The sequence below is a fragment of the Clostridium transplantifaecale genome (assembly GCF_900626075.1).
Classification (GTDB): Bacteria; Bacillota; Clostridia; order Lachnospirales; family Lachnospiraceae; genus Otoolea; species Otoolea transplantifaecalis.
Genome location: NZ_UYZY01000006.1, coordinates 324732 through 350482 on the forward strand (window position 1 = coordinate 324732; position 25751 = coordinate 350482).

Annotated in this window: 26 protein-coding genes; 8 read left to right on the forward strand and 18 right to left on the reverse strand. The window is 49.3% G+C overall.

Annotated features, from left to right (window positions below; translation table 11 throughout):
* The first annotated feature begins 360 nt into the window (after positions 1-360).
* Positions 361-534 (forward strand): hypothetical protein, encoded by a 174-nt coding sequence (locus EJL91_RS24700; protein ID WP_164516911.1) that lies wholly within the window; start codon positions 361-363, stop codon positions 532-534.
* On the opposite strand, the gene EJL91_RS21065 is transcribed toward EJL91_RS24700, so the two are convergent.
* From EJL91_RS21065 to EJL91_RS21080, 4 genes are all read right to left on the reverse strand, one after another.
* On the reverse strand, positions 518-1510 hold the full coding sequence (locus EJL91_RS21065; protein ID WP_125143923.1) for a DUF4349 domain-containing protein: 993 nt from the start codon (positions 1508-1510) through the stop codon (positions 518-520). The genes EJL91_RS24700 and EJL91_RS21065 overlap by 17 nt on opposite strands.
* A gap of 25 nt (positions 1511-1535) precedes the next feature.
* Positions 1536-1718 carry a CatA-like O-acetyltransferase gene (locus EJL91_RS21070; RefSeq protein WP_341467042.1) on the reverse strand — a complete coding sequence of 61 codons (183 nt, stop codon included), beginning with the start codon at positions 1716-1718 and terminating at the stop codon, positions 1536-1538.
* Positions 1719-1844: 126 nt separating this feature from the next.
* A complete protein-coding gene (locus tag EJL91_RS25035) occupies positions 1845-2012 on the reverse strand; it encodes a hypothetical protein (protein ID WP_243125502.1) in 168 nt (55 codons plus the stop codon).
* 78 nt (positions 2013-2090) lie between these two features.
* A complete protein-coding gene (locus EJL91_RS21080) occupies positions 2091-2309 on the reverse strand; it encodes a YdbC family protein (RefSeq protein WP_125143924.1) in 219 nt (72 codons plus the stop codon).
* A gap of 235 nt (positions 2310-2544) precedes the next feature.
* Between EJL91_RS21080 and EJL91_RS21085 the strand changes: the two genes are divergently transcribed.
* Both EJL91_RS21085 and EJL91_RS21090 read left to right on the forward strand, forming a co-directional pair.
* Positions 2545-3480, forward strand: coding sequence for a helix-turn-helix transcriptional regulator (locus tag EJL91_RS21085; RefSeq protein WP_125143925.1), 936 nt, complete (start codon positions 2545-2547; stop codon positions 3478-3480).
* 130 nt (positions 3481-3610) lie between these two features.
* Positions 3611-4189, forward strand: coding sequence for a type 1 glutamine amidotransferase family protein (locus EJL91_RS21090; RefSeq protein WP_125143926.1), 579 nt, complete (start codon positions 3611-3613; stop codon positions 4187-4189).
* An 11-nt stretch (positions 4190-4200) separates the two neighbouring features.
* Here EJL91_RS21090 and EJL91_RS21095 read toward each other — a convergent pair whose 3' ends face one another.
* Together EJL91_RS21095 and EJL91_RS21100 are read right to left on the reverse strand one after the other, a co-directional pair.
* A complete protein-coding gene (locus tag EJL91_RS21095) occupies positions 4201-5538 on the reverse strand; it encodes an MATE family efflux transporter (RefSeq protein ID WP_125143927.1) in 1338 nt (445 codons plus the stop codon).
* 235 nt (positions 5539-5773) lie between these two features.
* A complete protein-coding gene (locus tag EJL91_RS21100) occupies positions 5774-6595 on the reverse strand; it encodes a MerR family transcriptional regulator (protein WP_125143928.1) in 822 nt (273 codons plus the stop codon).
* Positions 6596-6934: 339 nt separating this feature from the next.
* Here EJL91_RS21100 and EJL91_RS21105 point away from each other — a divergent pair, with 339 nt between their 5' ends.
* Positions 6935-7237 (forward strand): DUF2089 family protein, encoded by a 303-nt coding sequence (locus EJL91_RS21105; RefSeq protein ID WP_125143929.1) that lies wholly within the window; start codon positions 6935-6937, stop codon positions 7235-7237.
* Positions 7238-7651 carry a hypothetical protein gene (locus tag EJL91_RS21110; RefSeq protein WP_125143930.1) on the forward strand — a complete coding sequence of 138 codons (414 nt, stop codon included), beginning with the start codon at positions 7238-7240 and terminating at the stop codon, positions 7649-7651.
* A gap of 134 nt (positions 7652-7785) precedes the next feature.
* On the opposite strand, the gene EJL91_RS21115 is transcribed toward EJL91_RS21110, so the two are convergent.
* The 5 genes from EJL91_RS21115 to EJL91_RS21135 are packed head-to-tail and all read right to left on the reverse strand — an operon-like array spanning position 7786 to position 13231.
* Entirely contained in the window at positions 7786-9162 is a 1377-nt protein-coding gene (locus tag EJL91_RS21115) for a sodium:solute symporter family protein (RefSeq protein WP_125143931.1), read from the reverse strand.
* Between the two features lie 54 nt (positions 9163-9216).
* Positions 9217-10512 (reverse strand): acetyl-CoA hydrolase/transferase family protein, encoded by a 1296-nt coding sequence (locus EJL91_RS21120; RefSeq protein WP_125143932.1) that lies wholly within the window; start codon positions 10510-10512, stop codon positions 9217-9219.
* 17 nt (positions 10513-10529) lie between these two features.
* Positions 10530-11330 carry an enoyl-CoA hydratase/isomerase family protein gene (locus EJL91_RS21125; protein ID WP_125143933.1) on the reverse strand — a complete coding sequence of 267 codons (801 nt, stop codon included), beginning with the start codon at positions 11328-11330 and terminating at the stop codon, positions 10530-10532.
* 43 nt (positions 11331-11373) lie between these two features.
* The gene (locus EJL91_RS21130; protein WP_125143934.1) at positions 11374-12414 is read right to left on the reverse strand and encodes an electron transfer flavoprotein subunit alpha/FixB family protein; all 1041 of its coding nucleotides are present in this window, start codon (positions 12412-12414) and stop codon (positions 11374-11376) included.
* A 19-nt stretch (positions 12415-12433) separates the two neighbouring features.
* Positions 12434-13231 (reverse strand): electron transfer flavoprotein subunit beta/FixA family protein, encoded by a 798-nt coding sequence (locus tag EJL91_RS21135; protein WP_125143935.1) that lies wholly within the window; start codon positions 13229-13231, stop codon positions 12434-12436.
* 213 nt (positions 13232-13444) lie between these two features.
* On the opposite strand from EJL91_RS21135, the gene EJL91_RS21140 reads away from it, so the two are divergent.
* Together EJL91_RS21140 and EJL91_RS21145 are read left to right on the forward strand one after the other, a co-directional pair.
* On the forward strand, positions 13445-14338 hold the full coding sequence (locus EJL91_RS21140) for a LysR family transcriptional regulator (RefSeq protein WP_125143936.1): 894 nt from the start codon (positions 13445-13447) through the stop codon (positions 14336-14338).
* A 22-nt stretch (positions 14339-14360) separates the two neighbouring features.
* Positions 14361-15764, forward strand: coding sequence for a sensor histidine kinase (locus EJL91_RS21145; RefSeq protein ID WP_125143937.1), 1404 nt, complete (start codon positions 14361-14363; stop codon positions 15762-15764).
* Positions 15765-15960: 196 nt separating this feature from the next.
* Here the strand turns inward: EJL91_RS21145 and EJL91_RS21150 are convergent, their stop codons facing one another.
* The 6 genes from EJL91_RS21150 to EJL91_RS21175 form a co-directional block, all read right to left on the reverse strand.
* Positions 15961-17145 carry an iron-containing alcohol dehydrogenase gene (locus tag EJL91_RS21150; protein WP_125143938.1) on the reverse strand — a complete coding sequence of 395 codons (1185 nt, stop codon included), beginning with the start codon at positions 17143-17145 and terminating at the stop codon, positions 15961-15963.
* Between the two features lie 24 nt (positions 17146-17169).
* A complete protein-coding gene (locus EJL91_RS21155; RefSeq protein WP_125143939.1) occupies positions 17170-18369 on the reverse strand; it encodes an iron-containing alcohol dehydrogenase in 1200 nt (399 codons plus the stop codon).
* A gap of 15 nt (positions 18370-18384) precedes the next feature.
* A complete protein-coding gene (locus EJL91_RS21160; protein WP_243125504.1) occupies positions 18385-19767 on the reverse strand; it encodes a sodium:solute symporter family protein in 1383 nt (460 codons plus the stop codon).
* Between the two features lie 280 nt (positions 19768-20047).
* Positions 20048-21481 (reverse strand): aldehyde dehydrogenase family protein, encoded by a 1434-nt coding sequence (locus EJL91_RS21165; protein ID WP_125143940.1) that lies wholly within the window; start codon positions 21479-21481, stop codon positions 20048-20050.
* Between the two features lie 243 nt (positions 21482-21724).
* A complete protein-coding gene (locus EJL91_RS21170) occupies positions 21725-22897 on the reverse strand; it encodes a CaiB/BaiF CoA transferase family protein (protein ID WP_125143941.1) in 1173 nt (390 codons plus the stop codon).
* Between the two features lie 36 nt (positions 22898-22933).
* Positions 22934-24067 (reverse strand): acyl-CoA dehydrogenase family protein, encoded by a 1134-nt coding sequence (locus EJL91_RS21175; RefSeq protein ID WP_125143942.1) that lies wholly within the window; start codon positions 24065-24067, stop codon positions 22934-22936.
* Positions 24068-24434: 367 nt separating this feature from the next.
* On the opposite strand from EJL91_RS21175, the gene EJL91_RS21180 reads away from it, so the two are divergent.
* Positions 24435-24890 (forward strand): GNAT family N-acetyltransferase, encoded by a 456-nt coding sequence (locus EJL91_RS21180; protein WP_125143943.1) that lies wholly within the window; start codon positions 24435-24437, stop codon positions 24888-24890.
* Positions 24891-25098: 208 nt separating this feature from the next.
* Here EJL91_RS21180 and rpiB read toward each other — a convergent pair whose 3' ends face one another.
* Complete coding sequence (gene rpiB / locus EJL91_RS21185; RefSeq protein ID WP_125143944.1) at positions 25099-25539, reverse strand: ribose 5-phosphate isomerase B; 441 nt, start codon at positions 25537-25539, stop codon at positions 25099-25101.
* Positions 25540-25751: the final 212 nt, after the last annotated feature.

Here is a 25751-nt window from a genome sequence, read left to right on the forward strand (position 1 = left end):
TTCCAAAAGGTGGATACACAACCTAGCGGCTTATACGGGTATGGCCTGAGGCTTCCCAACCAGCCAAAGCATAAATCACCACCGAATGGACAGACAGACTTCCTAAGAGGTTTTGCCGGCGAACTACCGCTGGTTCCCAAGGAGGGAACGTCGATCATCCTGCTCAGAATGATTATACCTCAATGCTAAGCCTGGTGCATCATGGAAACCTCAGACATAATAAAAAAATCGAACTGTAACGATTCATTTAGCAGTCATTCTTGACTACACCATTATTATACTAGGAGGGAGAAAAAGATTCCGGAGGGAACCTGGGAGTTCATTGGTACTTACCGAGGTCTTTTCGAGGTTAGGACCATTATGTACTCCAACGAGCGAAAGCGTTTCCCGGAGGAACTTTTTCTGCCCGGATTCCCCGCCCGCGACACCCTGACGCCCGGGACGAAAGACTCATCGATCCCCCTCACCACCCCGGCCCCTGGCCTGACGGCGGCGTCCTCATTTCTCAATCAACTCCCTATTTCTTCCGTCTAAAAAATCTCTTCTTTTCTTCCATTCCTTCTTCCCCGGAGTCTTTCTCTTTTCTGCGTGCGTATTTTTTTACCGCCATCCAGATAACAAAGAACACGGCCAGGCAAAGTACGATAGCCGGGCTGGTGGAAATCAGCCATACGAGAAGGTCGGTAAGGGCGTTTCCTACGCTCTCCAGGTTTTCCAGGAAACCTCTCCTGATTCGCTGGCCTACCGTCTCCTCCTTTGTCGGTGTAAATAAACTGACCTCATCGACATACAGGTTCACGGTACTGTAGGAAACCTGGTTTGCCATAAGGCGGAGCTGGGATTCATAGGACTCCAACTGGTAACGTATCTCGGAAAGTCTGGATTCCAGCGTGATGATAGCCTCCGTGGTATCGGCTTTCTCAAGAAGTTCCCACAGGCGTTCCTGTTCCACTTCCAGTGTCTTTTTCCTGCTCTCGACGTCGGCATAGCTCAGGGTGACATCTTCCACGGATTCCTGTTTCCCGGTCACGTTTCCGTTCTCCTCCACCTCGGTGATAAAGGCCGGGAGATTGTCGGCCGGAATGCGCGCCGTAATCTGTGCGCTTCTCTGATTCCGATCGTTGCCATAGCGGATGCTGCTGCCCGAAATATTAGAATTCTCTATGTATCCGTTCAGTTCCGTTACTTTTTTAGTGATGCTTTCCATCAGTGAATCAAACTGTGTAGATTCCAGGCTCATGGACACAGTGCGTATCAATTTTCTCTGCGTGTCCACAGGCTGAATCCCGCCGGAAGAGGTGACCGTGTCCGCCTCTTCCGATGAATCCGACCTGTATTCCTCCTTCATCACCTGGGCCGCCTCGGTTTCCTGCGGAACCTCGTGATACAGCATGGCATCCTGCGCATTTACGACCGCGCTTGTTTTCGAACTCGAACTGCCGCACGCCGTGAGCAGAAAGCCAATACTAAGGAGCAGAAGTATGCTCCGTATTGTGTTTCTGTTTTTCATAAAATCTCCTCCCTTTTCTGTAGCATTATCCTTTGTTCAGGTATTTCTGCAGTAAATCGATCAATTTTCCAATATGGATACCGTCTACAAAGGAGTGGTGTGCCTGGACGGAAAACGGCAGAATGACTCTCCCGTCCCGCTCAAAATACTTTCCCCAGTCAAGCTTCCAGTTCGTTTCATCAATGATTTGATAACCACCATTTGACATACTCATTTTCTCCTTTCGGGCTGTTATATTCTGTTAACGTCCGGCTAAGCGGAAACGCAGCCATAAAATCATCCACTATTTTTTCATTCCTGCTGATTATCATTGTGCAGGCGCTGTCCCAGGCCGTCACTTCCACCTCTGCCAGGGGATGCTGCATGGTAACCGGGTTCTTCCAGAAACCAGGATATCCGTAATCAGCCAGTTGTACATGGCCGGTGCGCCGTCCAGCGCCCGGAAAACATCTGCCATGTTGGTGTACCAGCTTTCACCCTTTTCAAGAATTGCATCTTTCATGAGCCACCTCCCAATACAACCTTATCCTGTCTAAATTATCCTAATCTTAAATATTCCGTTTCATCTCCTGCCTCTGCTTTACAGTTCCATACCGTTCAGAAGTTCTTTCAGCGCTTTGAGTTCCCCGGCCATCAGGGTGACTCCCTTTCCCATCTTCTCGTGGTTTTCCGACCATGCCCTGATATCGTAGACCGGCTCCCTGTTGTTCCAGCTTATCAGGTTCAGCTCCTTGATCCAGCCATTATTGGGCTTGCAAAGACTGCCGCATTCCTTATATATTTCGTACTTGAGTTCCATGTTTCTTTCCTCCTGATACTTGTCTGATATTTACTGAAATTTTAACATGCGTGTTCTTCTTTTACAACGAGCTTAATAGAAACGTCAGAAAAATACAGGCTTTGGAAAGAATTGACAGGATTATGCCGCTTAAGGTCCGAAAGCAGATACTCCACCGGAACGGTTTGACTTTTCCTTTCCTTTATAGCACAATAAAGCAATGTAAAATGAAAATTCTCATGAGAGGAGGAATATTTTGAAAATTGACCGATTATCGGGCCTGCTTTCCGTTCTGGCGAATACGGAGCAGATTACGGTCCAGGAGCTTGCCGACCGTTTCGAGGTTTCCAGACGGACTATTTTCCGCGATCTGGATGCATTAAGCCGTGCCGGAATACCCATCACCTCCTGTCCCGGATTTGGAGGGGGCGTATCGGTAATAGAGGGCTACAAGTTAAATAACCAGATGCTCTCAAACGATGATAAGGAAAAAATATTTACCGCCCTGAACGGCCTGAAAAGCCTGGGCAGTGATGACTCCGTCTCAAGCCTGATCGCAAAACTGGTGCCAGAGAATGAGACGGACTTCTTCTCCCGGAGTAATTACGTAATCGACTTTTCCTCCTGGTTCAGTGACAGTATTACGCACGATAAAGCGCTGAAATTACACCGGGCAATCTGCGATAAACGCTGCGTGAGTTTAGAATATATCTCCAGGAGATCACGATCCGTAAGAACGGTTGAACCCTGCAAACTGGTTTTTAAGCAGTCCCACTGGTATCTCTATGCCTTCTGTCAGGAAAAAGAAGAATTCCGCCTCTTCAGGCTGAGCCGGATTGTCTGGTTTGATATACTGGAACAGCAGTTCCGGCCCCGGCCTGTAGACAGCATCGAATTTGTCTCATATTATGGAGAAGAACTCTTTTCGGCGCATGAGCAGGACGGCTTTGAGGAAGTCGTCCTGGAATATGAGCCGGAGGATGCATTTGAACTGACCGAAAAGGTGGATGCCTCCTTTTTTAAGAGAAATAAGGATGACGGCGAAAATCCCTGTGAAATCCGTTTTTACACTTCCGACCTTTATCTGACCGCAGTCTTTATTCTTGGATTTATAAACAAGGTCAGGGTCGTCTCTCCTCCTGAACTAAGCAGTGAAATAAAACAATTACAAAAAGCAAACCGGATCCGGTGACTAAAATACGAAAAACTTTTTCTGTATAGCAAAAAGGTGACACACTGATGTCACCTTTTTTGTTATACAATCATACCACCTTGCAAAAGCGGGGAACTACACACAGAAAATTAAAAACGAGGTGATTGGAATGAAAAAAGAAATATTGGTATTTATATTTGACAGTTACGCCGACTGGGAACCCGCTTATATCTGCCCGGAGTTAAATAACCCCGAAACTGACTATGTGGTAAAAACGCTCAGTCTTGACAGTGAACCGAAGCTTTCTATGGGCGGGTTCCGCACGCTTCCTGATTATACGGTAGATAATTTCCCGAACGATTTCAGTTTCCTGCTTTTAACCGGCGGCCTTGCCTGGATGGAACGAAAGAATGATGCAATCCTGCCCGTTGTAGACTATGCGGTCCGAAACCATATTCCGGTTGGGGCTATCTGCAACGCTACAAATTTCATGGCACAAAACGGATTTTTAGATCATGTCCGCCATACGGGGAATACTGTGGAATTTATGAAATCTCAGGCCCCGAATTACTCAGGTGAAAAGCTTTATCTTGAGAAGCAGGCTGTCTCCGATTCCGGCATCATCACGGCCAACGGCTCCGCGGCCCTGGAATTTTCCAGGGAGATACTTCTGATATTAAAAGCAAAGACGGAAGACGGCGCCCGTGAATGGTACGGGATGCATAAATACGGATTTTATCAGGATTAACGCTGTCCGTCCTATCGCGAATCCTTCCGTATCTGCCTGATGACGAATCCCAGCGTATAGACGGCCATAAAACCGGAAACTGCAGGCGCTATAGAACCGATCAGCAGCAGATTATCGGGGTAATTTGTATATACAATCCAGATGAGAGGCATTCTTAAAAGCAGCGCGCCGAAGCAGCAGCTAATCATCGTAAATACGGTCTTCCCCCTGCCGTTCATATAACCGTTCAGGCAGAACACAAAGGAAACCGCCAGATAATCATAACTGCAGGCCCTGAAAAACGGGATTCCGGCCCGGACAATCTCCGGATCCGTATTAAATACGCCGATCATCGTCTGCGGTGAAACCTGGGCCCAGACAAAAAACAGACAGGACGCAAGAAAGGCAAAGCCAATTCCCGCTGCCAGTGATTTTTTAGCCCTGTAAAGTTTCCCCGCGCCGTAATTCTGGGCGGTGATAACGGCCAGGGCGCTGGCAATGGAGGTTGCCGGAAGCATGGCAAACACATCGTATTTTCCTGCAATTCCCACTGCGGCGGCCGTACTGACTCCCAGCCTGTTGGTCACCGAGGTCAGGTAGAGAAATGAGAGCCTGACCATACTCTCCTGGAACGAAATCGGGATTCCGACACAGGCCAGTTCTTTGACCCTGTCTTTATAAATCCGCATATTACTGAGCGTAAACGTAAACAGGAATTTCTTTTTATTCAGGTAAATAATTGAGACAATCATGCTGACGGACTGAGACAGAACCGTAGCCAGCGCCGTTCCCGCCACTCCCATATTCAGGTATTTTACAAATGTAAAATCACCGATGATATTAAGTACGCAGGAGAGGGCCACAAAATACATCGGCCGCCTGGAATCGCCGTATCCTCGGAGGATTGCACTGATTGCATTGTATCCGCAGATGAAAAAGATTCCGCAAAAACAGATCGTGACATACTGCTTTGCCAGGTAAAGCGATTCAGCCGGTGTCTTAAGGAGGGCCAGAATCGGGTCGGTAAAATACAGCATAACGCCCGTGAGGATAATAGCGGCGATTGCAAAAACAGACAGTGTTGTTCCTATGGTTCTCCTCGTCTGCTCCTCATCCTGCATCCCCGTATATTTCCCCACCAGGATAGTGCCTCCCATTGTAAGGCCCGAAACCAGGTTAGTGATAATCTGGGTCACCTGGGTTCCGGTAGATACGGCCGCAACGCTCTCCGGAGAACAGTACCATCCCACCACCATCAAATCCACGGCGCCATACAGCGCCTGTATCAGGCTCGCTATCAAAAACGGGATTGAAAATGTCAAAAGCGCCCGGAAAATATTACCTTCCGTTAAAAGGTTTTCCTGTTTCATAATTTCTAACTCCTTTAAACTAATTTATCTTCCGTCTCATCTTAACCTGCTGTGTCCTTCCCGCCGCTGAGCGGATTTTGACTGAAGGATTTTTGTTAAGAAGAGTTCGTATTACTTCCCTATAGAATAAAATAAACCCTCCAGTAAGTAGAGGGTCAACTCAATTTTAATTTGATTGAATATACGGCGGCTGACAGGCCCCGCATTAAACCGGTTCCCTATTCCACCAGAGCCGTCAGCTCATCTTTTCCACCGGGATCTGAAGTTCCGTCACATACTGCTCCGTATCATCGGTAAATCCGGCGTCTATCAGTGTCACCTCCACGGAATCCCCGATCAGGGAATATCCTTTTTCCTCCATCCAGGCGAGTAACTTCTCATAATGTCCGGCCGCTCCCTTATGCGTGCCCGTAAAACGTACCGTCAGATACGTTCCCTCCGGCAGATACTGCTCCGCGCCGCTGCAGGTATCCCCATCCTCCAGAACCACGAAAATGCCGGAAAAATGTTCAAAGCTGCGTTTCAGTAAATTCTCCCTAGAAATGGCAACTCCTACCTTACCCAGGAAAATCGCCGGTTCGGGCAGGCTTGCCCGCTCCAGTTCCCTGATTGGGTATTCCAAATCATCCTCCAGGGCAATCTCCTTTCGCAGAAATGCAATCTGCCGCTTTTTGCAGTAAATTTCCCGAATCTCCCCCGTCGGTGAGCCGAGGGCATCCTCCAGGGAATTCAGTCTCCGTTCCAGCTTCTGTTCAATCCGCATCAGTGCTTCGATCTTTCGTCTTGTATCCTGTTTCTGTTCCTCCATCATCACCTGGAGGCTCTTCACGTCTCTCTTTTCAAAAAACAGGGCTATTTTTTTAAGCGGCATGTCCAGGGCGCGCAGATATTTGATTGTATTCATACGCTCAAACTGCCGGCTGGAATAATAACGGTAGCCCGAATCCGGATCCGTCGTCTCCGGCCGCAGAATGCCGATATCATCGTAATACCGGAGCGTGCGGATATTCACATCAAACAGCCTCGCCATCTCTCCGATTGTAAAAAGCTCCTTCATCTGCGCCTCCTTCTTCCCGCCCTGAACCCGGATTTCCGTCTGTTCTGTAATACGTTTTGTGCACGGCAGCGCGGTAACCGTAATGCTCCTGTTTCAATACAGAATCGTTACTCATTATTCTACTATACGGAACTCTTCCCTTCAAGTAGATTCTGACGGAGAAAAGGTCCGTCGAACCCCTTTTTCTTACTGATTTATTTCATTTTTATTAAGCTTTAATTTTATATTGACTTTAACAATATTAAAGTATATACTAAATTTAATTAAACAATCATGCATCTCAGCGATAAAATTTAATGCATAAATTAAATAAGCAGTATACGTAAGGAGTGAATGCTTATGTCAATTGAAATCATACCCGACTGGATGGCAAACCTGGATGACGAGGACGTCACTTTTATCAAAAAGTTTATACTGGCCTCCGGTTCCCTGAAAGAGATTGCCGGCCAGTATCATGTAACCTATCCCACGGTCCGGCTGAGACTGGATAAAATAATTCAGAAGATCCTGATCAGCGAGGACACAGCGAATGAGCCGTATATCGCCCTGATTAAGCGGCTTGCGCTGAACGAAAAGCTGGATTTTGACACCGCCAAGCTTCTGATATCCGAATATAAGAAAATCAAAAAGGAGGAACCCTAGATGGCAATGGCAAACTCTTTCATGCTTGTTATCATCCTTGTTATTCTGGTCTTTTTTGGAGGCTCCCTGTGGCTTCAGTTCTATCTGTCAGGCAAACCCGGCAGGTGGCCGGGACTCATCCTGCCCCTGATCTGCTTCCTGTTGTCTCTGCAGGCGCTGCTGGGCATCGCAACCTACAGTTCCGTGCGCACCTCGGTCACTACCATCACGGAGAACGGCACCTCCGTCACCCAGGAGGATGTCGTCGTACCGCCTGAGAAGAAGGATTCGCGCCAGATAGCTGCAACCGCACTCTCCGTATTCATCGGCAACAATATTCCCACCGTGATTCTCCTCGGCATTTATACCGCCCGGCGCAGCCGGAGAAAGAAGAACCTGGAACTGGAAAAGATGAATATTCAGGATTTGGAATAAAAGGCAGTAAAAAGGACCTCCCCCCGGACAAGACACAATCCGAAAGGAAGTCCTTTTTTGCTGCCGTCTGCATTCAACCCTGTAAGAAATAATGCAGCCGGCATAAATCTATGAAAATGATGAAGGACCTGCGTTTAAATAGTTTCCCGGCTTTTCTTCTGTGTTGCCAGGCTGACCGCCACATAGGCCGCTGCCGACGGAAGTATCGGGAAAATCGATGCAAACGGCATTTGGACTCCCATCTTATTTATAATGACACAGGCGATTCCGATAAAGAAACTTGCAACCGCTCCCTGTGTCGTTCCCTTTTTCCAGAGTATCCCGCCCAGAATCATGACAAGGCCTCCGGCCGTCATAAACGTATATGCCATTGACAGCAGGGAAATAATGCTTGTAAACTGCAGGGACAAAACAAGGGCTAAAAGTCCGACAATCACGGTGGACCAGGTTGTCATTCTCGCCAATGTTTTCTCGCTGGCCTGCGGATTGATATGTTTATAGTAAATATCACTGACAATATTAGCCGTAATTGTAACAAGACCGCCGTCACAGGTAGACATGACCGCCGCGCAGATCGATGCAATTAAGAGCCCTGCGAGCACCGGCGGCATTGCTTCAAACAACACCTGGAAAATAATCGTGCCGTTTGCTGCGTCCGGCCACATTGCCTTTCCGTACATTCCAATCAGAACGGGAAGGATAACAAACGGAATAATCATAAGGGCTGCAATGATTGGCGCCCTCACGGCCGTTTTTTCATTTTTACATGATACGGTACGCTGGAAGGCCGCGGATGAAACGAGGCCGTATAGAGCCGTCGGCCCCAGCATCATAATGAACGTGTCCATGCTGAACGGAATAAACTTAAAACTTTCCGCAGGCAGATTCTGGGCCATTAACTGAAATCCGCCTTTGCTGCCGATGAAAATGACAGTGACAATGACTGTGATGAAGATAACCGTACTCTGGATCACATCCGTCATCATAACGCCCCAAAGGCCCGACATCGAAGAATAGATGATGACAATCAAAGTTGTGATGACCGCTCCCGCCACCGGGTTAATGCCGATGTATTCAAAAAGACGCTTTCCGGCCATAATCTGTCCCGCCATGACCGCCGTATTGGCGGCTCCGTTTAAGACGGCCATCATAATGGTCGTGACCTTGTCCCCATATCTCTGCTCCAGCATATCCGAAAGTGTGACACAGTTCCCCCTGTACACACGTCTCGACATAACGGCGGCAAACAGGATGTAGGATAATGCGGCTCCGACGCCGAACCACATGCCTCCAATTCCATATACAGCCCCATATTCGGCTCCGCCGACCACGATACCGTTTCCGATATGGGAACCGATATAGGATCCCGTTACCAAAAGAAGCGTTCCCTGTTTACCGGCCGTCATAAAATCGTTCATGCTCCCGCCGTATTTTCTGCCTGCAAGTCCGATCGCAATCATCACTGCCATGTAAATTCCCAGTATTACTAATACTATGCCTAAACTGCTCATACGTTTCCCCTTTCTCCCCTCGTATCTCCAGGCAGCCTCTGCCCGCCTTCTGTTTTACAAAATGCCCACCGTCTCTGCCTGATGCTTCAGCTCTTCCCTGAATGCCGGATGAGCAATGTGGATTAATTCCTCCGCCCGTTCTTTTACCGATTTGCCGGTTAAAACCGCAATTCCATATTCCGATACCACATACTCCACCATTGTACGGCTCAGGGATACGGGTGTTCCCGGCTCGAAATACGGCACTATCTTGGAGTATTTTCCATTTTTTGTGACGGATTCTATAACCACAATGGATTTTCCGTCGGGACAGCTTACCGCTCCCGCGGCAAAATCACCGATTCCGCCCATTCCAGAGTGCTGCCGCCCTTTTAAATATTCCGCATTAGCCTGTCCGAGAAGATCGACCTGTACCGCATTGTTGATAGCCGTCATCTTATTATTTTTTGCAATAATGCCGGGAGTCAGGACATGGTTGCAGCAATCCAGGCGGATTTCCAGATTGTCCTGCACATAATCGAACAGCTCCCCGGAGCCGACCACCTGGGTACAAATGGAAACGCCCGGGTTCAGGGTCTTTTTCCGGTTGGTCACAAGGCCTTTTTTAGTCAGGTTCATCAGAAGATCCCCATATATTTCCGTATGGATTCCCAGATCTCTTACACCGTCCAGGTACATCATAGCGGAGGAATTAAGGCGCCCGATTCCCACTTCCAGAGTGGCTTCATTTTCCACCAGCTCTGACAGGCTGGCTCCGATAGCCTTATATTTTTCCCGGTTCTCATCGGAATCGTCTATCTGTCCGATGTTGAGCGGATAGCCTTCCCCCTCCACAAGATAGTCAAATTCCGAAATATGCATCACATTATCGCCGTGGACAAACGGAAGCTCCTCATTCAGCTCCGCAATAGCAAGCGGCACCGCCCGGCATACATCAGCCATCATATCGGCCGAATTACCGAAAGAGACGTAACCGTCCTTGTTGGGGGCCGACACGCAGGTGATAGCCACACGGCACTGAAAGTCTTTCAGCGCCACCTTGGAAAATCCCGAAAAACCGCAGGGTATAAACTGCATTCTTCCTTCTTTGATATAGTCCCGGTTCACTGAATCCATAAAGCTGGTATAGACGTTCAGCCCGTTTCCCATATTCTCCAGAAGGTGAGGAAAATCCTCCTCCGGGGCGTAATAATTCGCCCCGGTCAGATCGCTTCTTTTACCAAGCTCGGTGAGAATTCCCACCGGTTCCCTGGCTCCGCAGCAGAAGCTGTCCCCATCCTGTATCATGGCTGCCGCCTCACGGGCGGAAATCACTTTATCAGCATATTGTTCTCTCCATAATCGTTCCATTCTGCCGGCCTCCATCATTATTTGTTGTACTGTTTCTTGAGAGCCGAGGCAAGTCCGCCCTCCGCAATATCGCTCCTGAAATCATCCACCTGCGTCGTCTGCATATGGACTCTGCCCAGATTGAACAGTTCGGAAACAAAATCGATTGTGTTCCGGAAACCCTGAAGCTCATAACATTTATTCAGGGAGTATTTAATAATCTTTGTGCTCTCCGGCGGTATCTGTGCAATTCTCTCCGCAACCGCCATAGCCGTCTCTTCCAGTTTATCACCCGGAACGACCTGGTTCACCACGTTCATGTCCCGCATCTCGGCAGCCGTAAAGAATTTACTCAGGTAGAAGAATTCCCTTACTTTGTTAAACGGCATTTTCCAGACTTCCATCGGGAACTCCGGCACATATCCTAAAAGGATCTCCGGGTTGCCGAATGTAGCGTCCTCCGAAGCGATTACCATATCGCTGAGCATAGCGAGGGTGATACCTCCGCCGATGCAGTATCCCCTGATAGCCGCTACGATTGGTTTTGGGAAATGCCACATTCTCATGAAAAACTCTATCTCCTCCGATGTATCTTTCCTTCTCTCCACAACGCCGGTGATGTTGTGCTCCATGGCCTCCTTTAAATCAAATCCTGCCGTGAACGCTTTTTCTCCTGCTCCCGTGAGAATGACAACACGGACCTCATCGTCCTCCGCCGCCAGTTTAAGCGACTCGTCGATTCCGTGAATGACAGCGCTGTTTAACGCGTTTCTCTTCTCCGGTCTGTTGATGATAATTTTGGCGATTGCCCCCTGTTTTTCATATAATAATTCGTTCATATTGAACCATCCTTTCCTTGAACTTTCTTTTTTGAATTTTTAATCAGTTTGCTTTTATTTTCTTAATCTCACGGATCAGTTCCGGAATTACCTCCAGAAGATCTCCCACGATTCCATAATCGGCCACTCCGAATATGGGGGCGTCCGGGTCCTTATTGATTGCCACTATCGTCTCAGCTCCCGACATTCCGGCCAGGTGCTGGATGGCCCCTGAAATACCGCAGGCGATATAGAGCTTCGGCGCCACCGTTTTGCCGGTCTGCCCCACCTGGTGTGCATGTGGAATCCAGTCGGCATCCACGCAGGCCCTCGACGAACCGACCGCTCCTCCCAGCGCCTCGGCCAGCTCTCTGATGTAGGAGAAGTTTTCCGCTTTTCCGATTCCGCGGCCGCCGGACACGATGATATCCGCTTCCTCCAGATTGACGGACTGGACCACCTCCCTGACGCGCTCCACAATCTCGGTCCGGATGCGTTCCGGATTGATATCGGCCTTCTCTCTGACAATCTTCTGTTCCGCATTCATCTCATTCCGGGTATCTTCCGCGATGCCTGTTTCTTTTACCGGCTTCTTGAATACTCCCGGTCTCACGGTTCCCATCTGGGGCCTGTGGTCAGGACAGAGAATCGTGGCCATCAGGTTTCCGCCGAATGCCGGTCTTGTCCACTCCACGTTTCCCGTCTCCGCATTGATATCCAGCGCCGTACAGTCAGCCGTAAGCCCCGTTTTCAGCCGGCATGCCAGCCTCGGTCCCAGATCCCTTCCGTTGTTTGTCGCTCCCATCAGAATCACCAGGGGCCTGTACTTCTCCACAAGCTGTGTCATGCAGTCTGCAAACACGTCGGTTCTGTAGTTCCTGTATATCTCATCCTCCACCAGGAGCACCTCGTCCGCACCGTAAGCAGCGGCCTGTGCGGCCGTCTCGTCCGCACCATATGCCGGAATCACCGCCACCAGCCTCTGGCCCATCTTATCAGCCAGCATCCGGCCCGGCGTCAGCAGTTCATAGCCCACTGGCTTTGCTTTTCCCTCCTCGGTCTCAATAAATACCCAGATATTCTTATAATCCTGTTTCTGTTCCACTTAAATCCCCTCCCGCATGTCACACCAATTTTTTTTCGTCCAGAAATTCCGCCAGGCCGGCTGCAAATTCCGGAGCAGTCTTTCCTTCCTCTTTAATTCCCTGTTTTGTCCTGACCGGTGTAAATGTTTTCTTTACTTTCGTCGGGGAGCCCTTCAGGCCGCACCGTTCGGTGTCGATCCCCAGCATCTCGGCCGTGAGTACCGGAATCTCTGCCTTCGACGCCCTCATTTTACCTTTAATCGATGGGAGTCTCGTATCACCGGAAATCTTGGTTACCGTCACAACAGCCGGAAGTTTCGCCCTTATCACATCGTATCCATCATCATTCTCCCTCTTCACCAGCACTGCGTCCTCCGCAAGTTCCGCGTCGGAGGCATATGTAATCTGCGGAATGTCGAGATGTTCCGCCATCTCCGGCCCGACCTGGGCAGTGTCGCCGTCAATCGCCTGTTTTCCGCAGAGTACCAGATCGATTCCTCCGACCTCTTTGCCCAGCCATGAAACAGCCTCCGACAGCACAAAACTGGTTGCCAGAGTGTCCGAACCTCCGAACGCCCTGTCACTGATGAGCCAGGCCCGATCCGCCCCTATAGCCAGGCATTCCCTGAGCGCTGCTCTGGCCTGATCCGGTCCCATGGAAATGACAAGGACCTCGGCCCCGTACCGTTCCTTCAGACGGATTGCTGTCTCCAGGGCATATGCGTCATACGGATTTACAATACTTGGGACACCGGCGCGTATCAGTGTGTTTGTCACAGGATCAATTTTAATTTCCGTTGTGTCGGGAACCTGTTTTACACATACAATAATCTTCATATTCTTTTTCCACCGTCCTTTTAATTTTCTATGTATTCATTGTATCAGAGCAAATTTTCTAAAAATAGCAGTTTAAATTTTTACTATCTTGCAACTGAAAGTTGCATCTGAAAATAAAGTGATCTATAATTAGGGTACTATCCGGAGCCGTTATCCGACGGGATTTCCGGCGGTTTTGAGCAGGTGAGTTTATACAGACAGGCAGGTGATTAGATGGAAATAAGGCAACTGCGTTATTTTGTGCAGGTATGTGAGAGCGGCAGTCTTTTGAGAGCATCCGAGATACTTTTTATCTCCCATCAGGCTCTCAGCAAGTCGCTGTCTCTGCTGGAGAAGGAACTGGGCGCCGCCCTGTTTTACCGTACTCCAAAAGGCATGATTCCCACCCAGTTCGGACAGGAGCTGCTTCTGAGCAGCCGTCCGCTCCTGGAAGAATGGGAGCGCCTGAACCAGAAACTGGAGGAATCGGCGAACCACTATAAAGGCAAGATACGCCTTGGTCTGTCCGGAGGCCTTATTTACTTTGGTTCCAGCAAGATCTGGGAATACTTTAAAGAACTTCATCCGCACACGGAGATCGAGTCCTTTGAACACGGTTACATAGAAGGGCTGAGACTCCTGAAGGCCGGGACGCTGGATGCCGTCATTATCTCCGACTATGAGAATTCTGACGGCTATGTCACTTACAGTCTTCCGTCCACCAGACGCCTTGTAATTGTTGAGAAAAACAATCCATTGACCTCAAAAGAAGAGCTGGAATTTAAAGACTTGAAGAATCAGAAATTTATCCTGTGCATCAACGATTTTGCTTATAATAAGTTTCTGCGTCTCTGCCAGGCGGAGGGCTTTACCCCCAATGTGCGCCGTACCAGCGACACGGTTTACATGTATAAGCTGTGCAGTGAGGACGGGCTTTGCGGACTCTGCATCGACTCCAATGCGTCAAATCTCGTTCCCAAATATCCTGAACTGAGGACAATTCCATTCAAAGACAACGCATTTCCTTACCCGCTTACGCTGGTTGTAAGAAATAATTATCCCAAACCAACACTGATCAAAGAACTGGTGGACTTCCTCACCTATTCCCTGAACAGCGTCTTATATTAACTTTACAGGACGGAGGAAAGTCATGACACACACACTTTATTACAAGTTTATACTGGGATATCTGCTGTTCGGTTTTTTGGGTTTTGTCACAATTGCAACAGTTTCATCCGATATGACATACGACCATCTGATCGGGCAGAAAGCGGAGGCCCTCTATGACGAGGCCACCATGATTGCAGACAACTGCAGCAAAGTCTATGAAGGCAAGCACCTGGACCTCGACGCCACATACCCCCAGCTGGATGCGGTAGCCACTTATCTGAAGGCGCGGGTGTGGATCCTGGATCACAGCGGCGTCATCACCGCCGACAGCAGCCGCAAAGCGACCGGAACCACAATAGAAGGATTTGACCCCACAGCGCAGGGAAACCGCCTCTATTCCATCGGCCGGTATTACGGGATGTTTGACAGCGACGTTCTGTCGGTGCTGGCTCCCGTTACAGGAAATATGAACACTTACGGATATGTGGCGATCCACCTTCCCATCAGCGTAGTGAAAGCGGAGCAGAACGGTTTTCTGAACATTGTATACATTACATCCGCCATTATCTTCTGCCTCTCACTGATTATTTTGCTCGTATTTACGAAAATAGTATATTTTCCTCTGAAAAAGATCACCTACGCAGCGAACCAGTACGCAGACGGAAACCTGTCGCACAATATCAAAGTCACCAGCCAGGATGAGATAGGCTATCTGGCCAGCACGCTGAACTATATGTCGAATGAGTTAAACGACATGGAGGAATACCAGAGAAAATTCATTGCCAACGTTTCACATGACTTCCGCTCCCCCCTTACCTCCATTAAGGGATATCTGGAAGCGATCCTGGACGGGACCATTCCTCCGGAACTATACAAAAAATATCTGGGTATCATCATCTCGGAGACGGAGCGCCTGAACAAGCTGACCCAGGGAATGCTCACTCTCAACTCCCTGGACAGTAAGGGTTATTTAAGCCGCACCAACTTCGACATTAACAGGACCGTCAAAGACACGGCGGCCACATTTGAAGGTACATGCAGCGCAAAAGGCATCACCTTCGACCTGACCTTCTCGGATTCCATCCAGATGGTCTACGCAGACCTTGGCAAAATCCAGCAGGTTCTCTATAATCTGATCGACAATGCCATCAAATTCAGCCACGAAGACTCCGTCATCTATATCCAGACCTCCGTGCGCTACGAAAAAGTATTCGTATCCGTCAAGGACACCGGCGTAGGCATCCCCAAAGACAACGTCAAAAAAATCTGGGAACGCTTCTACAAAAGTGACGCCTCCCGCGGTAAGGACAAAAAAGGAACCGGCCTGGGCCTCGCTATAGTCAAAGAAATTATCCAGTCCCACGGCGAAAATATCGACGTAGTCAGCACCGAAGGCGTAGGCACTGAGTTTATTTTCAGCCTCCCCAAGGCTGCTGCTCTGTAATCGAAGGGGAAACCGTACGCTCCGCGGCCGGACTGTCTCCTTCAACAGGAAAAGCGTCTGGAAATTATGCATTAGTACCCATAATTTCCGGACGCTTTTTTGATTTCTTGTTGCCGCTAGGACTTATTTCCGCCCGGCTTATTTGTGTTTCGCTTATCACTGCCTGGCCGTCCTGCGGCCGAGTATTCTTCTCCCTCTATAAAGCCAGCTTATAGATGTTCACGACATCCTCCGACGAGATTGCAAATGCAAAACCGGTTTTGTGGCCTTCCAGCGGATAATCAATTCTGGCTGCCATCCTGCGGAGTGTGGCCTCAGACGTATCGCCGTCCACAAATTCCCGGATCGTCCGCGGCATGCCGATGGACTGGAACCATTCCGACAGGGCGTCGATTCCGGCCAGAGCGGTGCGCTCCGGGCAGTCAAAATCATACTCTATTCCGAACAGCTCCACAGCCAGTTTTGCAAAAAGATTCACATTCCGTTTATACACATAACGCATCCATACCGGCGTGATAATCGCCAGGCCCAGGCCATGGGGAACGTTCCACTCCGTGCTCATCTCGTGTTCCATCAGATGACAGGCCCAGTCTCCCACCAGTCCGATCCTGAGCAGTCCGCTGATGGCAAAAGGAGCTGTCGCGGCCAGTGCGCTGCGGGCCGCATAATTATCCGGTTCCCTGACGGCGATCGGCGCATTTTTAAGCACCGTCTTCATCCCTGCTATCAGGAACTGGTGGTTCATATATACGTCGGGCGTCGCGGTGCAGAAATTTTCCACCAGATGGGACATGATGTCCGAGGCTCCGGACGCGGTCTGCATCGGCGGAACGCTGTAGGTCAGTTCCGGATTCAGGATACAGAACGCCGGACGCACCAGCGGGTTGTCGTCAATGGAGAGCTTTAACTGTGTCTTCTCGTTCGTTACCACCGAGGCGCAGCTGCACTCGCTTCCCGTTCCCGAGAAGGTGGAAATAACGCCCAGAGTCAGCACCTTTTCCGGCGTTACCACCATCCGGTACATATCCCACACATCTCCGTCATAAGGCACGCCGCAGGCAATCCCTTTGGCGCTGTCAATGACGGATCCGCCTCCTACGGCCAGAACGCAGTCACACTTTTCCTTCCGGCACAGTTCAATACCCTCGTATACCTTGGAAAGTCTGGGGTTTGGAACAACGCCGCCCAGCTCCGCAAATTCCATGCCGGAATCCGTCAGATACCCTTTTACTTTCTCGATCAGGGGCTGTACAAACGGCTCGCCCGAGTGGTGAATCAGGGCCTTTGTCCCACCGAAGCTTTTAAGCAGTTCGCCGCATCTTGCCTCCGTGCCGCGGCCAAAAATCATATCAGGAATATTCTTAAGTTCAAAATTGATCATCGCAGTGTCCTCCTTTCAGCCGGACTAAACAGACTGCCTGAGGATAGTAAAGAAGTCTTCCTCACGCATCGGGTGCAGATCTCCCGCCACATCAGTTCCATAGTAAAAAATTCGTTTGCACACCTTGTGCAGGATTTCATCCGTCATCTGTTCTTCCTTCACTCCCAGCTCACGCAGGTTTTTCGGAAGTCCCAGTTTATTATGGAAGAAATCGGCCAGCGCCTCAATTCCCGCCAGCGCGGTCTGATCCGGGTCGTCCGCATTATAAGGAATGTTAAACACATTTGTCGCAAATTTTAAGAACAGGTCCATGTGTTCTTTGTAGATATATCTCATCCAGTGCGGTGTGATAATTGCCAGCCCTGCGCCGTGCGGAATATCCCACTCGCCGCTCATCTCATGTTCGAGGGCATGGCAGTTCCAGTCACCGTGACGGCCGAATTTCATATATCCGTTTATTGCATAGCCGCTCAGGAGCATCAGCGCCCCTCTGGCCTCATAATTCCTCGGATCTTCAAGGCAGACAGGGCCGAACTTGATTGCCGTCTTCAGTCCGCTGATACAGAAATAATCGGAAAAATCATTATCCGGATCCGCTGAAAAGAAGTTTTCGCAGATGTGTGACACGATATCCGCCGTCCCCGAAGCCGTCTGGAACCGGGGCGCTGTAAAGGTAAGCGTCGGATCCAGAATGGCAAACTTCGGCCGGATCATTATATTGTCATTGTTATCCTCCACACCGCGTTTTAACTGTTCATCTTCCTTGGTGATAACCGTTCCCGTAGTACACTCACTTCCGGTGGCGGCAAATGTGGAAATCACTCCGACCGGCAGGCATGCTTCATGGACCGCTTTCATTGTAAAGAAGTCCCACACATCTCCATCATACGGCACGCCGAGCGCAATCGCTTTAGAACTGTCGATCACCGAACCTCCGCCTATAGCCAGGACAAAATCCACTTTTTCCCTGCGGCACAATTCGATTCCTTCATATACCTTATCCAGCCTGGGATTCGGCACAACTCCGCCCAAATCCACATATTCCAGGCCGGCCGCTTCCAGATACCCTTTTACCGTCTCAATTAACGGCTGCACAAAAGGTTCGCTCACATGGTGGACCAGCACGCGGGATCCGCCGTTTTCTTTAATCAAAGCGCCTACTTTGGCTATCTCACCTTTTCCGTAGATGAGGTCCGTATTACCACGCAATACCAGATTAATCATATTCTTCTCTCCTTTTTAATCTATTAACTGTTTCTGTGTCATCATGCTGACTGCGGCAAAGGCAATCAGAGATGGAATAAATACCGTAATGGTGGAAAAAGGCAGAGCATAAATGCCCAGAAGTTCCAGCAGCTCAAATCCTACTCCGACCACCGAACTGGCAACCGCCCCCGCCGGCGTTCCCTTTTTCCAGAGAATGCCTCCAAGAAACGGGATCAGGCAGGCTGCACAGAGGAACATATATGTATTGGAAAGCACACTTACAATTGAACCGAAACTCAGGGCAATCACAATTCCAATCACAGTTACGCCGATATTTAACCCAAGGGTCATCTTAGACAGTTTTTCAGGGGTGGCTTCACGGTCGATATATCCCTTGTAAATGTCATTTAAAAGCACGGCTGAAAATGCAATCAGGGCGCTGTCAATCGTGGACATTACAGCCGCGACAACCGCTGTCACAATCAGAGCGGCCGCAACGGGCGGCAGGATATTCATTACCACGGAAAAGAATGCGTCGTTGCCCGTGGCTCCAAACTTGACCGCCCCGTACATACCCACGAATGTGGGTGCAATACTCAGAGGAATGATCACGACTGCGGCCAGCAGATGGGCAATTTTAGAAGTCCCGGCGCTCTTTGCAGAGTTAACCCTCTGGAACGTGCACTGATCCGTAAAAATACTGAGCGCAACCGGGATAATGAGCAGCATCATCGTTGCAGCGTCATATCCTCCGGTAAAACTGGTAAATGTCTCCGGCACCGCGCCTGTTGCCACAGCCTCCCGAATCAGATCCATCGCCCCGATCGACACCAGCACGACCACACTGACAATTAGTCCGGCGGCAATGACAAGTGTCTGGACAACCGATGTGGCAAAGGCTCCCCACAGACCCGAAATCTGTGAATAGAGCAGAACAACGACGGCGATTACGATAACACCGGCGGTTCCGTTCAGCCCCAGGGCGATGAACAGGGCCTTACCCGCCATGAGCTGCGCCCCCAGGATTCCCAGATAAGAAAGAACGGTGGCCACATTGTAGACTTGTGCGGGAATTTCACTCTTATAACGTTTGCGAAGATAATCCGCCAGCGTCAGGTAACCTCCGCGGTACATAAAATTGCTGATGCAGAAGGCCAGAATCACATAGGAAAGCGCACAACCGAAACCATAGGCAGCCCCGCTGAACCCGACGGCGGCTCCTTCCCCCGCGCCTCCTACCACCAGTCCGTTGCCGATATGCGCGCCGATGGCTCCGCCCATGATGAGCAGAATTCCTCCGGAGCGGCCCATGTTAAGATAGGAATCAAAATTGCTCGCATGTTTTTTCCCCATCCAGCTGATGACAATCATACTGATAAAATAAATAGCCATTACAATTACAATCGTAGTAATCAAAGTACTCCTCCTCTCCCGGAAGCCAATCGATGCCTGCGGTTCTCCAATCGCTTTTTCGGCAGAAACCAGCTTTCCCAACCCTCATTTAACCAATTTTTGCGTACAAAAATCCCACCGTCCGCCGCCTGTTACGGCGGCAGCGGCTTTCCGGTTCCCCAACCGGTGGATAATTTATATTTTTACTGTTATGAATTGTGCAGGACCTATGCTGTGATTGATGTGGAAACTAAAATGATGTGAATGTTGTAAATATCTATACAATAAATACAAAATACTGTGATTACGGAATCAGGGAAATACGTTTTAAATCAAAATACTCTTCCATGCTCCAGCGTGACTGGTCACACCCAAGTCCCGACTGCTTGATTCCAATATGAGGTGTGTGCGGGCCTCCGCCTGCTCCGTTAATGTAAACGTCGCCAGATTCCAGAACTTCAAATGCTTTGGCGATATCGCGTGCGTCATGGCCGTAGAAATAAGATGCCAAGCCGTATTCAGTGTCAATTGCCTTTGCCAGGGCGTCATCCAGCTCTTTAAACGGCTGTACGCTGATAATCGGCCCGAATATCTCTTCTTTGCAGACCCTCATCTCCTCACGCACATCGCGTAAAAGAGCAGGCGTGATGTAGTTGCCGTCCTGTTTCTCTTCCGGAACCGTGCCGCCGCATATCAGTGTGGCGCCTCCGGCTACCGCTTCGTCAATCAGTTCCAGCATACGGTCTCTGGCATTACGGCTGATCATCGGTCCCATCACGTAACCTTCATCGTGCTTGCAGCCCAGTTTAACTTCTTTCAGGCCTTCTTCCACTTTTTTAAGGAATTCTTCGTAAATATCTTCATGTACATAAATGCGGTTATAGTTGGTGCAGATTTGTCCCGCATTTGAAACCTTCATACCGATTGTATTCGCCACAACGTAATCTACGTCACTGTCAGGCATAACAATAACGGGGGCGTTTCCTCCCAGTTCCAGTGAAAAACGTTTAATAGAAGTGGACGATGCTTCGGCCATGGCCCGGCGGCCCGTCTCACAGGAACCAATCAAAGTAATCATTCTCGGGATCCTGCTTGTATTCAGTACCCTGGCAACGGTACTCGGCGGGCCGCTGACAAAGTTGATTACACCGGCCGGAAGGCCTATCTTTTCACAAATTGTTCCGATATAGAGCGTGGACAGCGGTGTATCGCTGGCCGGTTTGACAATCAGGGGATCTCCTGCCACCATAGCCGGACCAATCTTTAACGCCATCATGGCAACAGGATAATTCCAGGCAATGTGAGCCACGACAACACCCATGGGACGGCGTTCTATGGCATGATACAGTTCACCGTAGGATTTATTCGGGGAATAAACGGTCGTTCCGTCCATCCTCTTTCCCTCCTCGGCATAATACTGGATAAATTCATCAAACATAACAAGATCATCCATGGCCGTCGCATACGGTTTTCCCGATTCCACAGACAGAATCTCAGCAATCTCTTCTTTCTCATCCATGATTGCGCTGTTCAGTTTTAATAACCACTCCACCCTGGTTCCAACCGGAGTTTTTGCCCACGGTTTAAAAGCCGCCTGGGCTGCCTCAAGCGCCTCTTCACACTGCTTTTCAGATGCGGTTGCCAGTTCTGTGATAACCGTGTTGTCGGACGGGTCAAGTATCCTGACAATTTCGCCCTGACCGTCGACCAGTTTCCCATTAATATACTGTTTGTACATCCTTGTCCATCTCCTTTATATTCATTTTATTTGTGTTCTGTTACTTTCTCCTATTATATCATACATTTTTATCTGCAAATATACACGGGCTCGGCGCCTGTGCTTTATATCTTTTCTAATCAGACCCGCCATATGGATGAAAAGCGTAGGGAATCTAACCGGAGCCTGGCATGCAGGTATACTCCAATAGGAAGGTGTGTCCCAATATGTAGGCATCTCAGGCATGCAGATGTGTCTCTGCGCTTAAATAATACCCTCCATTTTCAATTGCTCCAACTCGTCTTCCGTCATCTGAAGCACATTCCGGTAAATATCTTCCGTATGTTCCCCAACCTTTGGCGCGGGCCTGTATTCCAGTTCGGGATGGGCGCTCATTTTGAATGGGAATCCCATATAAGCGACTTCCCCCACACCCTGTACATCCTGCCTGATAATATAGCCATTCTCATTCAGGTGGGGATCCCGCAGAAGCCGTCCCGGTGTTGCGCAGATTCCGCATGGGATATCGGCGCTGATAAATTCTTTTTCCAGCTCCCCACACGTTTTTCCATTCGCCCATATCTGAATTTCTTCCATCAGCAGATCCATGTCTGTCACCCGAAGTTCAATGTTGTCCAGATACTTCGGGGCTCCGAGGATGCTGTTGTCGGGAATTAATTTGAGCAGCCTTCTAAAAAGCGGATCCGTTCCTGCGTGGAAATTAATCCATCCGTCCTCTGCTTTTAAATACCCATAGGGCGAACTGTCATCTCCGCTTATGGCCGCCTCATCCCCATTGACGCTGGCATCCGCTATCGCTGTTGTCCGGATCATGGAGGAACCGGCAACCATAGACACATCCAGATACTGGCCTTCTCCTGTCCTGTCCCGCTCATACAAAGCTAAAACAGCTCCAAAAGCAGCATACATAGCCGCCATATAATCATGAATGGGACCTTTACTGCGCTCTACACAGCCCTTTTCTATTCTTGTCACTCCTGATACAGAGGAAATGATTCCGTCAAAGGCCGTTCTGCGGCTCATCGGCCCGCTCTGGCCAAATCCGGTCACGGAGACCATGATCATACGCGGATTGATTTTCTTTATCTCCTCATATCCCAGACCCATCTTGTCCATAACCCCAACACGGAAATTTTCTATTATAACGTCCGATTTCTCAATGAGTTTCTTCGCCACTTCAATTCCCTGCGGGGTGCGCAGATCTGCGGTGACGCTTTTCTTGTTCCTGTTGTATGCCGGAAAGAACAGGCTGACTCCGTCCTTCCACGGTCCTACCGTCCTGGTGGCTTCACCGGCTCCCGGTTTTTCAACCTTGATGACCTCCGCCCCCATATCCGCGAGCAGTGCGCCACAGTACGGCCCTGCAATATAACGTGTCAAATCCACAATGCGTATTCCCTCTAAAATACCAGCCACAAGTTTCCTCCCTTCCGGCTCTCTCCGCTCTGTGTTTTATTTAAGCAGATGCCCCGATATAACGGCTCTCTGAATCTGGTTCGTACCCTCGAAAATCATAAATATCTTGGCATCACGCATCAGTTTTTCCACCTCATACTCTCTGGAGTAACCATATCCTGAGAAAATCTGTACGGCATCCAGCGCATTCTGCATGGCCGCTTCCGAGGCAAATGTCTTTGCAATGGCATCCATTTTACCGTCCACCGCTCCGCTGTCAATCATAGCCGCGCACTGGTAAACAAGACTTCTGGCCGCCTGGTTTCTGATTTCCATATCCGCCAGCATAAACTGGATAGCCTGCAGGTTTGCGATCGGTTTTCCAAATGTGACCCTGGTCTTTGCATATTCCACGCTCAGGTCGATGGCCCTCTGGCTGAGTCCCACTGCCATAGCAGCGCACTCAAGTCTCGTTCTGTCCAGCGTCTGCATTGCCAGTTTAAATCCTTTTCCCTCTTCTCCCAGAAGGTGATCCTCCGGTACGTGAACCTCCTCAAGGATTACATCGGCCGTTGTGGAGAGGCGGATTCCCATTTTATCCTCATGCTTTCCAACCGAAACGCCTTTCCTGTCCCGCTCTACCAAAAATGCGGAAATTCCTCTTGTTCCCATATCGGGCGTCGTCTTTGCAAACACAACGTAAAAATCGGCATGCGGCGCATTGGTTATAAAACATTTGCGTCCTGTGATGATGTATTCCCCATCTTTTTTAACAGCCTTTGTTCTGATTGCTCCCGCATCGGAACCGGCATCCGGCTCTGTCAGACAGAAGGAACCCATTCCTCCGTTTATCAGCGCGTCGGCTGCAAGCTGTTTCTGTTCCCTGGTGCCTGCAAGGAGAATCGGCTTCATCGCCAGTGTGCTGGCCTGAACCGCTACGGAAAATCCCGCGTCGGCCCTGGCAAATTCCTCGGCTACCAGGATATTAGCCGTCGTCTCCAGCCCCGCCCCTCCCAGCTCTTCCGGGATACAGAGGGAGGTGTATCCTAACTCCGCCGCTTCCTTATAAACCTCCAGCGGCGTTTCCCCTTTTAAATCATACTCTTTTGATACCGGCCGGATCTTCATCTCCGCAAATTCCATGGCCATTTTCTGAATTTCCCTGTTTTCTTCTGATAAAATATGTGGCATCTCTTTCCTCCTGCTCCTCTCGTTTCTCTGCTCCGGCTTCCGTCCACTCGTGGACAGTTCCCCCACTGACCGCTGCCCTATCAGACACCAGGATAGTCGGCGCAATGATGTTAGTATTCAATTCACGTATTGTCTTATTTTCTAATGATTTTATTCTAACAGATGTAATTATCTAAAAATAGCAGTTTACATTTTTACCTTGTTGCAACTTCCGGTTGCATATCTGACTGATACATGTTTAGTTTTTCTTTAATGGTTGCAGAACCCGGCCATGAGTGATATCCTTTTTATATCTGTATAGAAAATGGAATTGATACGATGCAGCACATCGTAAGAAACTACTTTTTATTGAGAAGAGGAAACTACTATGGAAATTTTACCCGGTGAATTATATATAGAAGAAATTAAGGAATTGATCAGGGAATATACTAATTCCCTGAAGAGAGATTTGACCTTCCAGAATCTGGACGAGGAGCTGAACGATATCAAGGCCAAGTACACGGATCACGACGGGAAGCTCCTGGCGGCATTTGAGGACGGCAAAGCCATCGGCTGCATCGCGCTTCGCAGGTTTGATGAGAACCGCTGCGAAATGAAGCGTCTTTTTGTCAAACCGGAGTACCGCGGCCGCCGGGCCGGACAGGCTCTGGTGGAGGAAATCATTAAAAACGCACGGAATATGGGATATCACTCCATGCTGCTGGATACCGTTACACCGCTTCAGAGCGCTGTAAAACTGTATCATATTTATGGATTCCGGGAAATTCCGGCCTACTATGAAAATCCCATGCCCGATGCGATTTTCATGGAACTGAAATTGTAAAACAGTATTTCAATTGAAGCATAAATGTTCCGCGGGATTCTTGCGCTGCCGCGCGGTTGCTTCAGCAACTATTTATCTCTGCGCGGCATGTGCATCCTCGCGGAGCGTTTTCAAATTCATAGGACGTAATTTCCTATGAAATAAAAAAGGCATCCGCCGGACAGGAAGTGAATTCCGTCCGGCGGATGCCTTTTTTATTTCACTGATATTATTTATCTTCAATTGCCATAATCTGATCGACTCTGCGCTGATGTCTTCCGCCTTCAAATTCTGTATTCAGCCATACTTCGGTAATCATCTTTGCCAGCTCACTTCCTACTACACGTGCCCCGAAACAAAGTACATTGGCATTGTTATGTAACCTGGACATTTTAGCAGTATACGGTTCACTGCAGACACAGGCGCGCACGCCTTTTACCTTATTGGCAGCCAGGGAAATACCGAGTCCCGTACCGCAGATGGCGATTCCCAGATCAGCCTCGCCGTCAACCACCGCGCGTCCGACTTTCTCACCATAAACCGGATAATCACAGCTCTCCGTAGAATTCGTTCCTAAATCCAGAACCTCATAACCCTTTTCCATTAAAAATTCTTTAATAATCTCTTTCAGCTCCACGGCTGAATGGTCGTTTCCGATTGCAATTTTCATAATTGTACTCTCCCTTTGCCTCGTGTAAAGAAGCTCTCCTCTTTCTGTGCGGCTCTGATGCCGCATACTGGTAATAACCATTTCCCATTGTAGTAAAGAAAAAGCGGCTTGTCAATACAGGAAGAAAAGCCGGCGCATAGGCGCTGTAATACTTATACTATAAAATAGGGGGGTGGTTGAGAAATGAGGACGCCGCCGGGACGGTCGGGGGC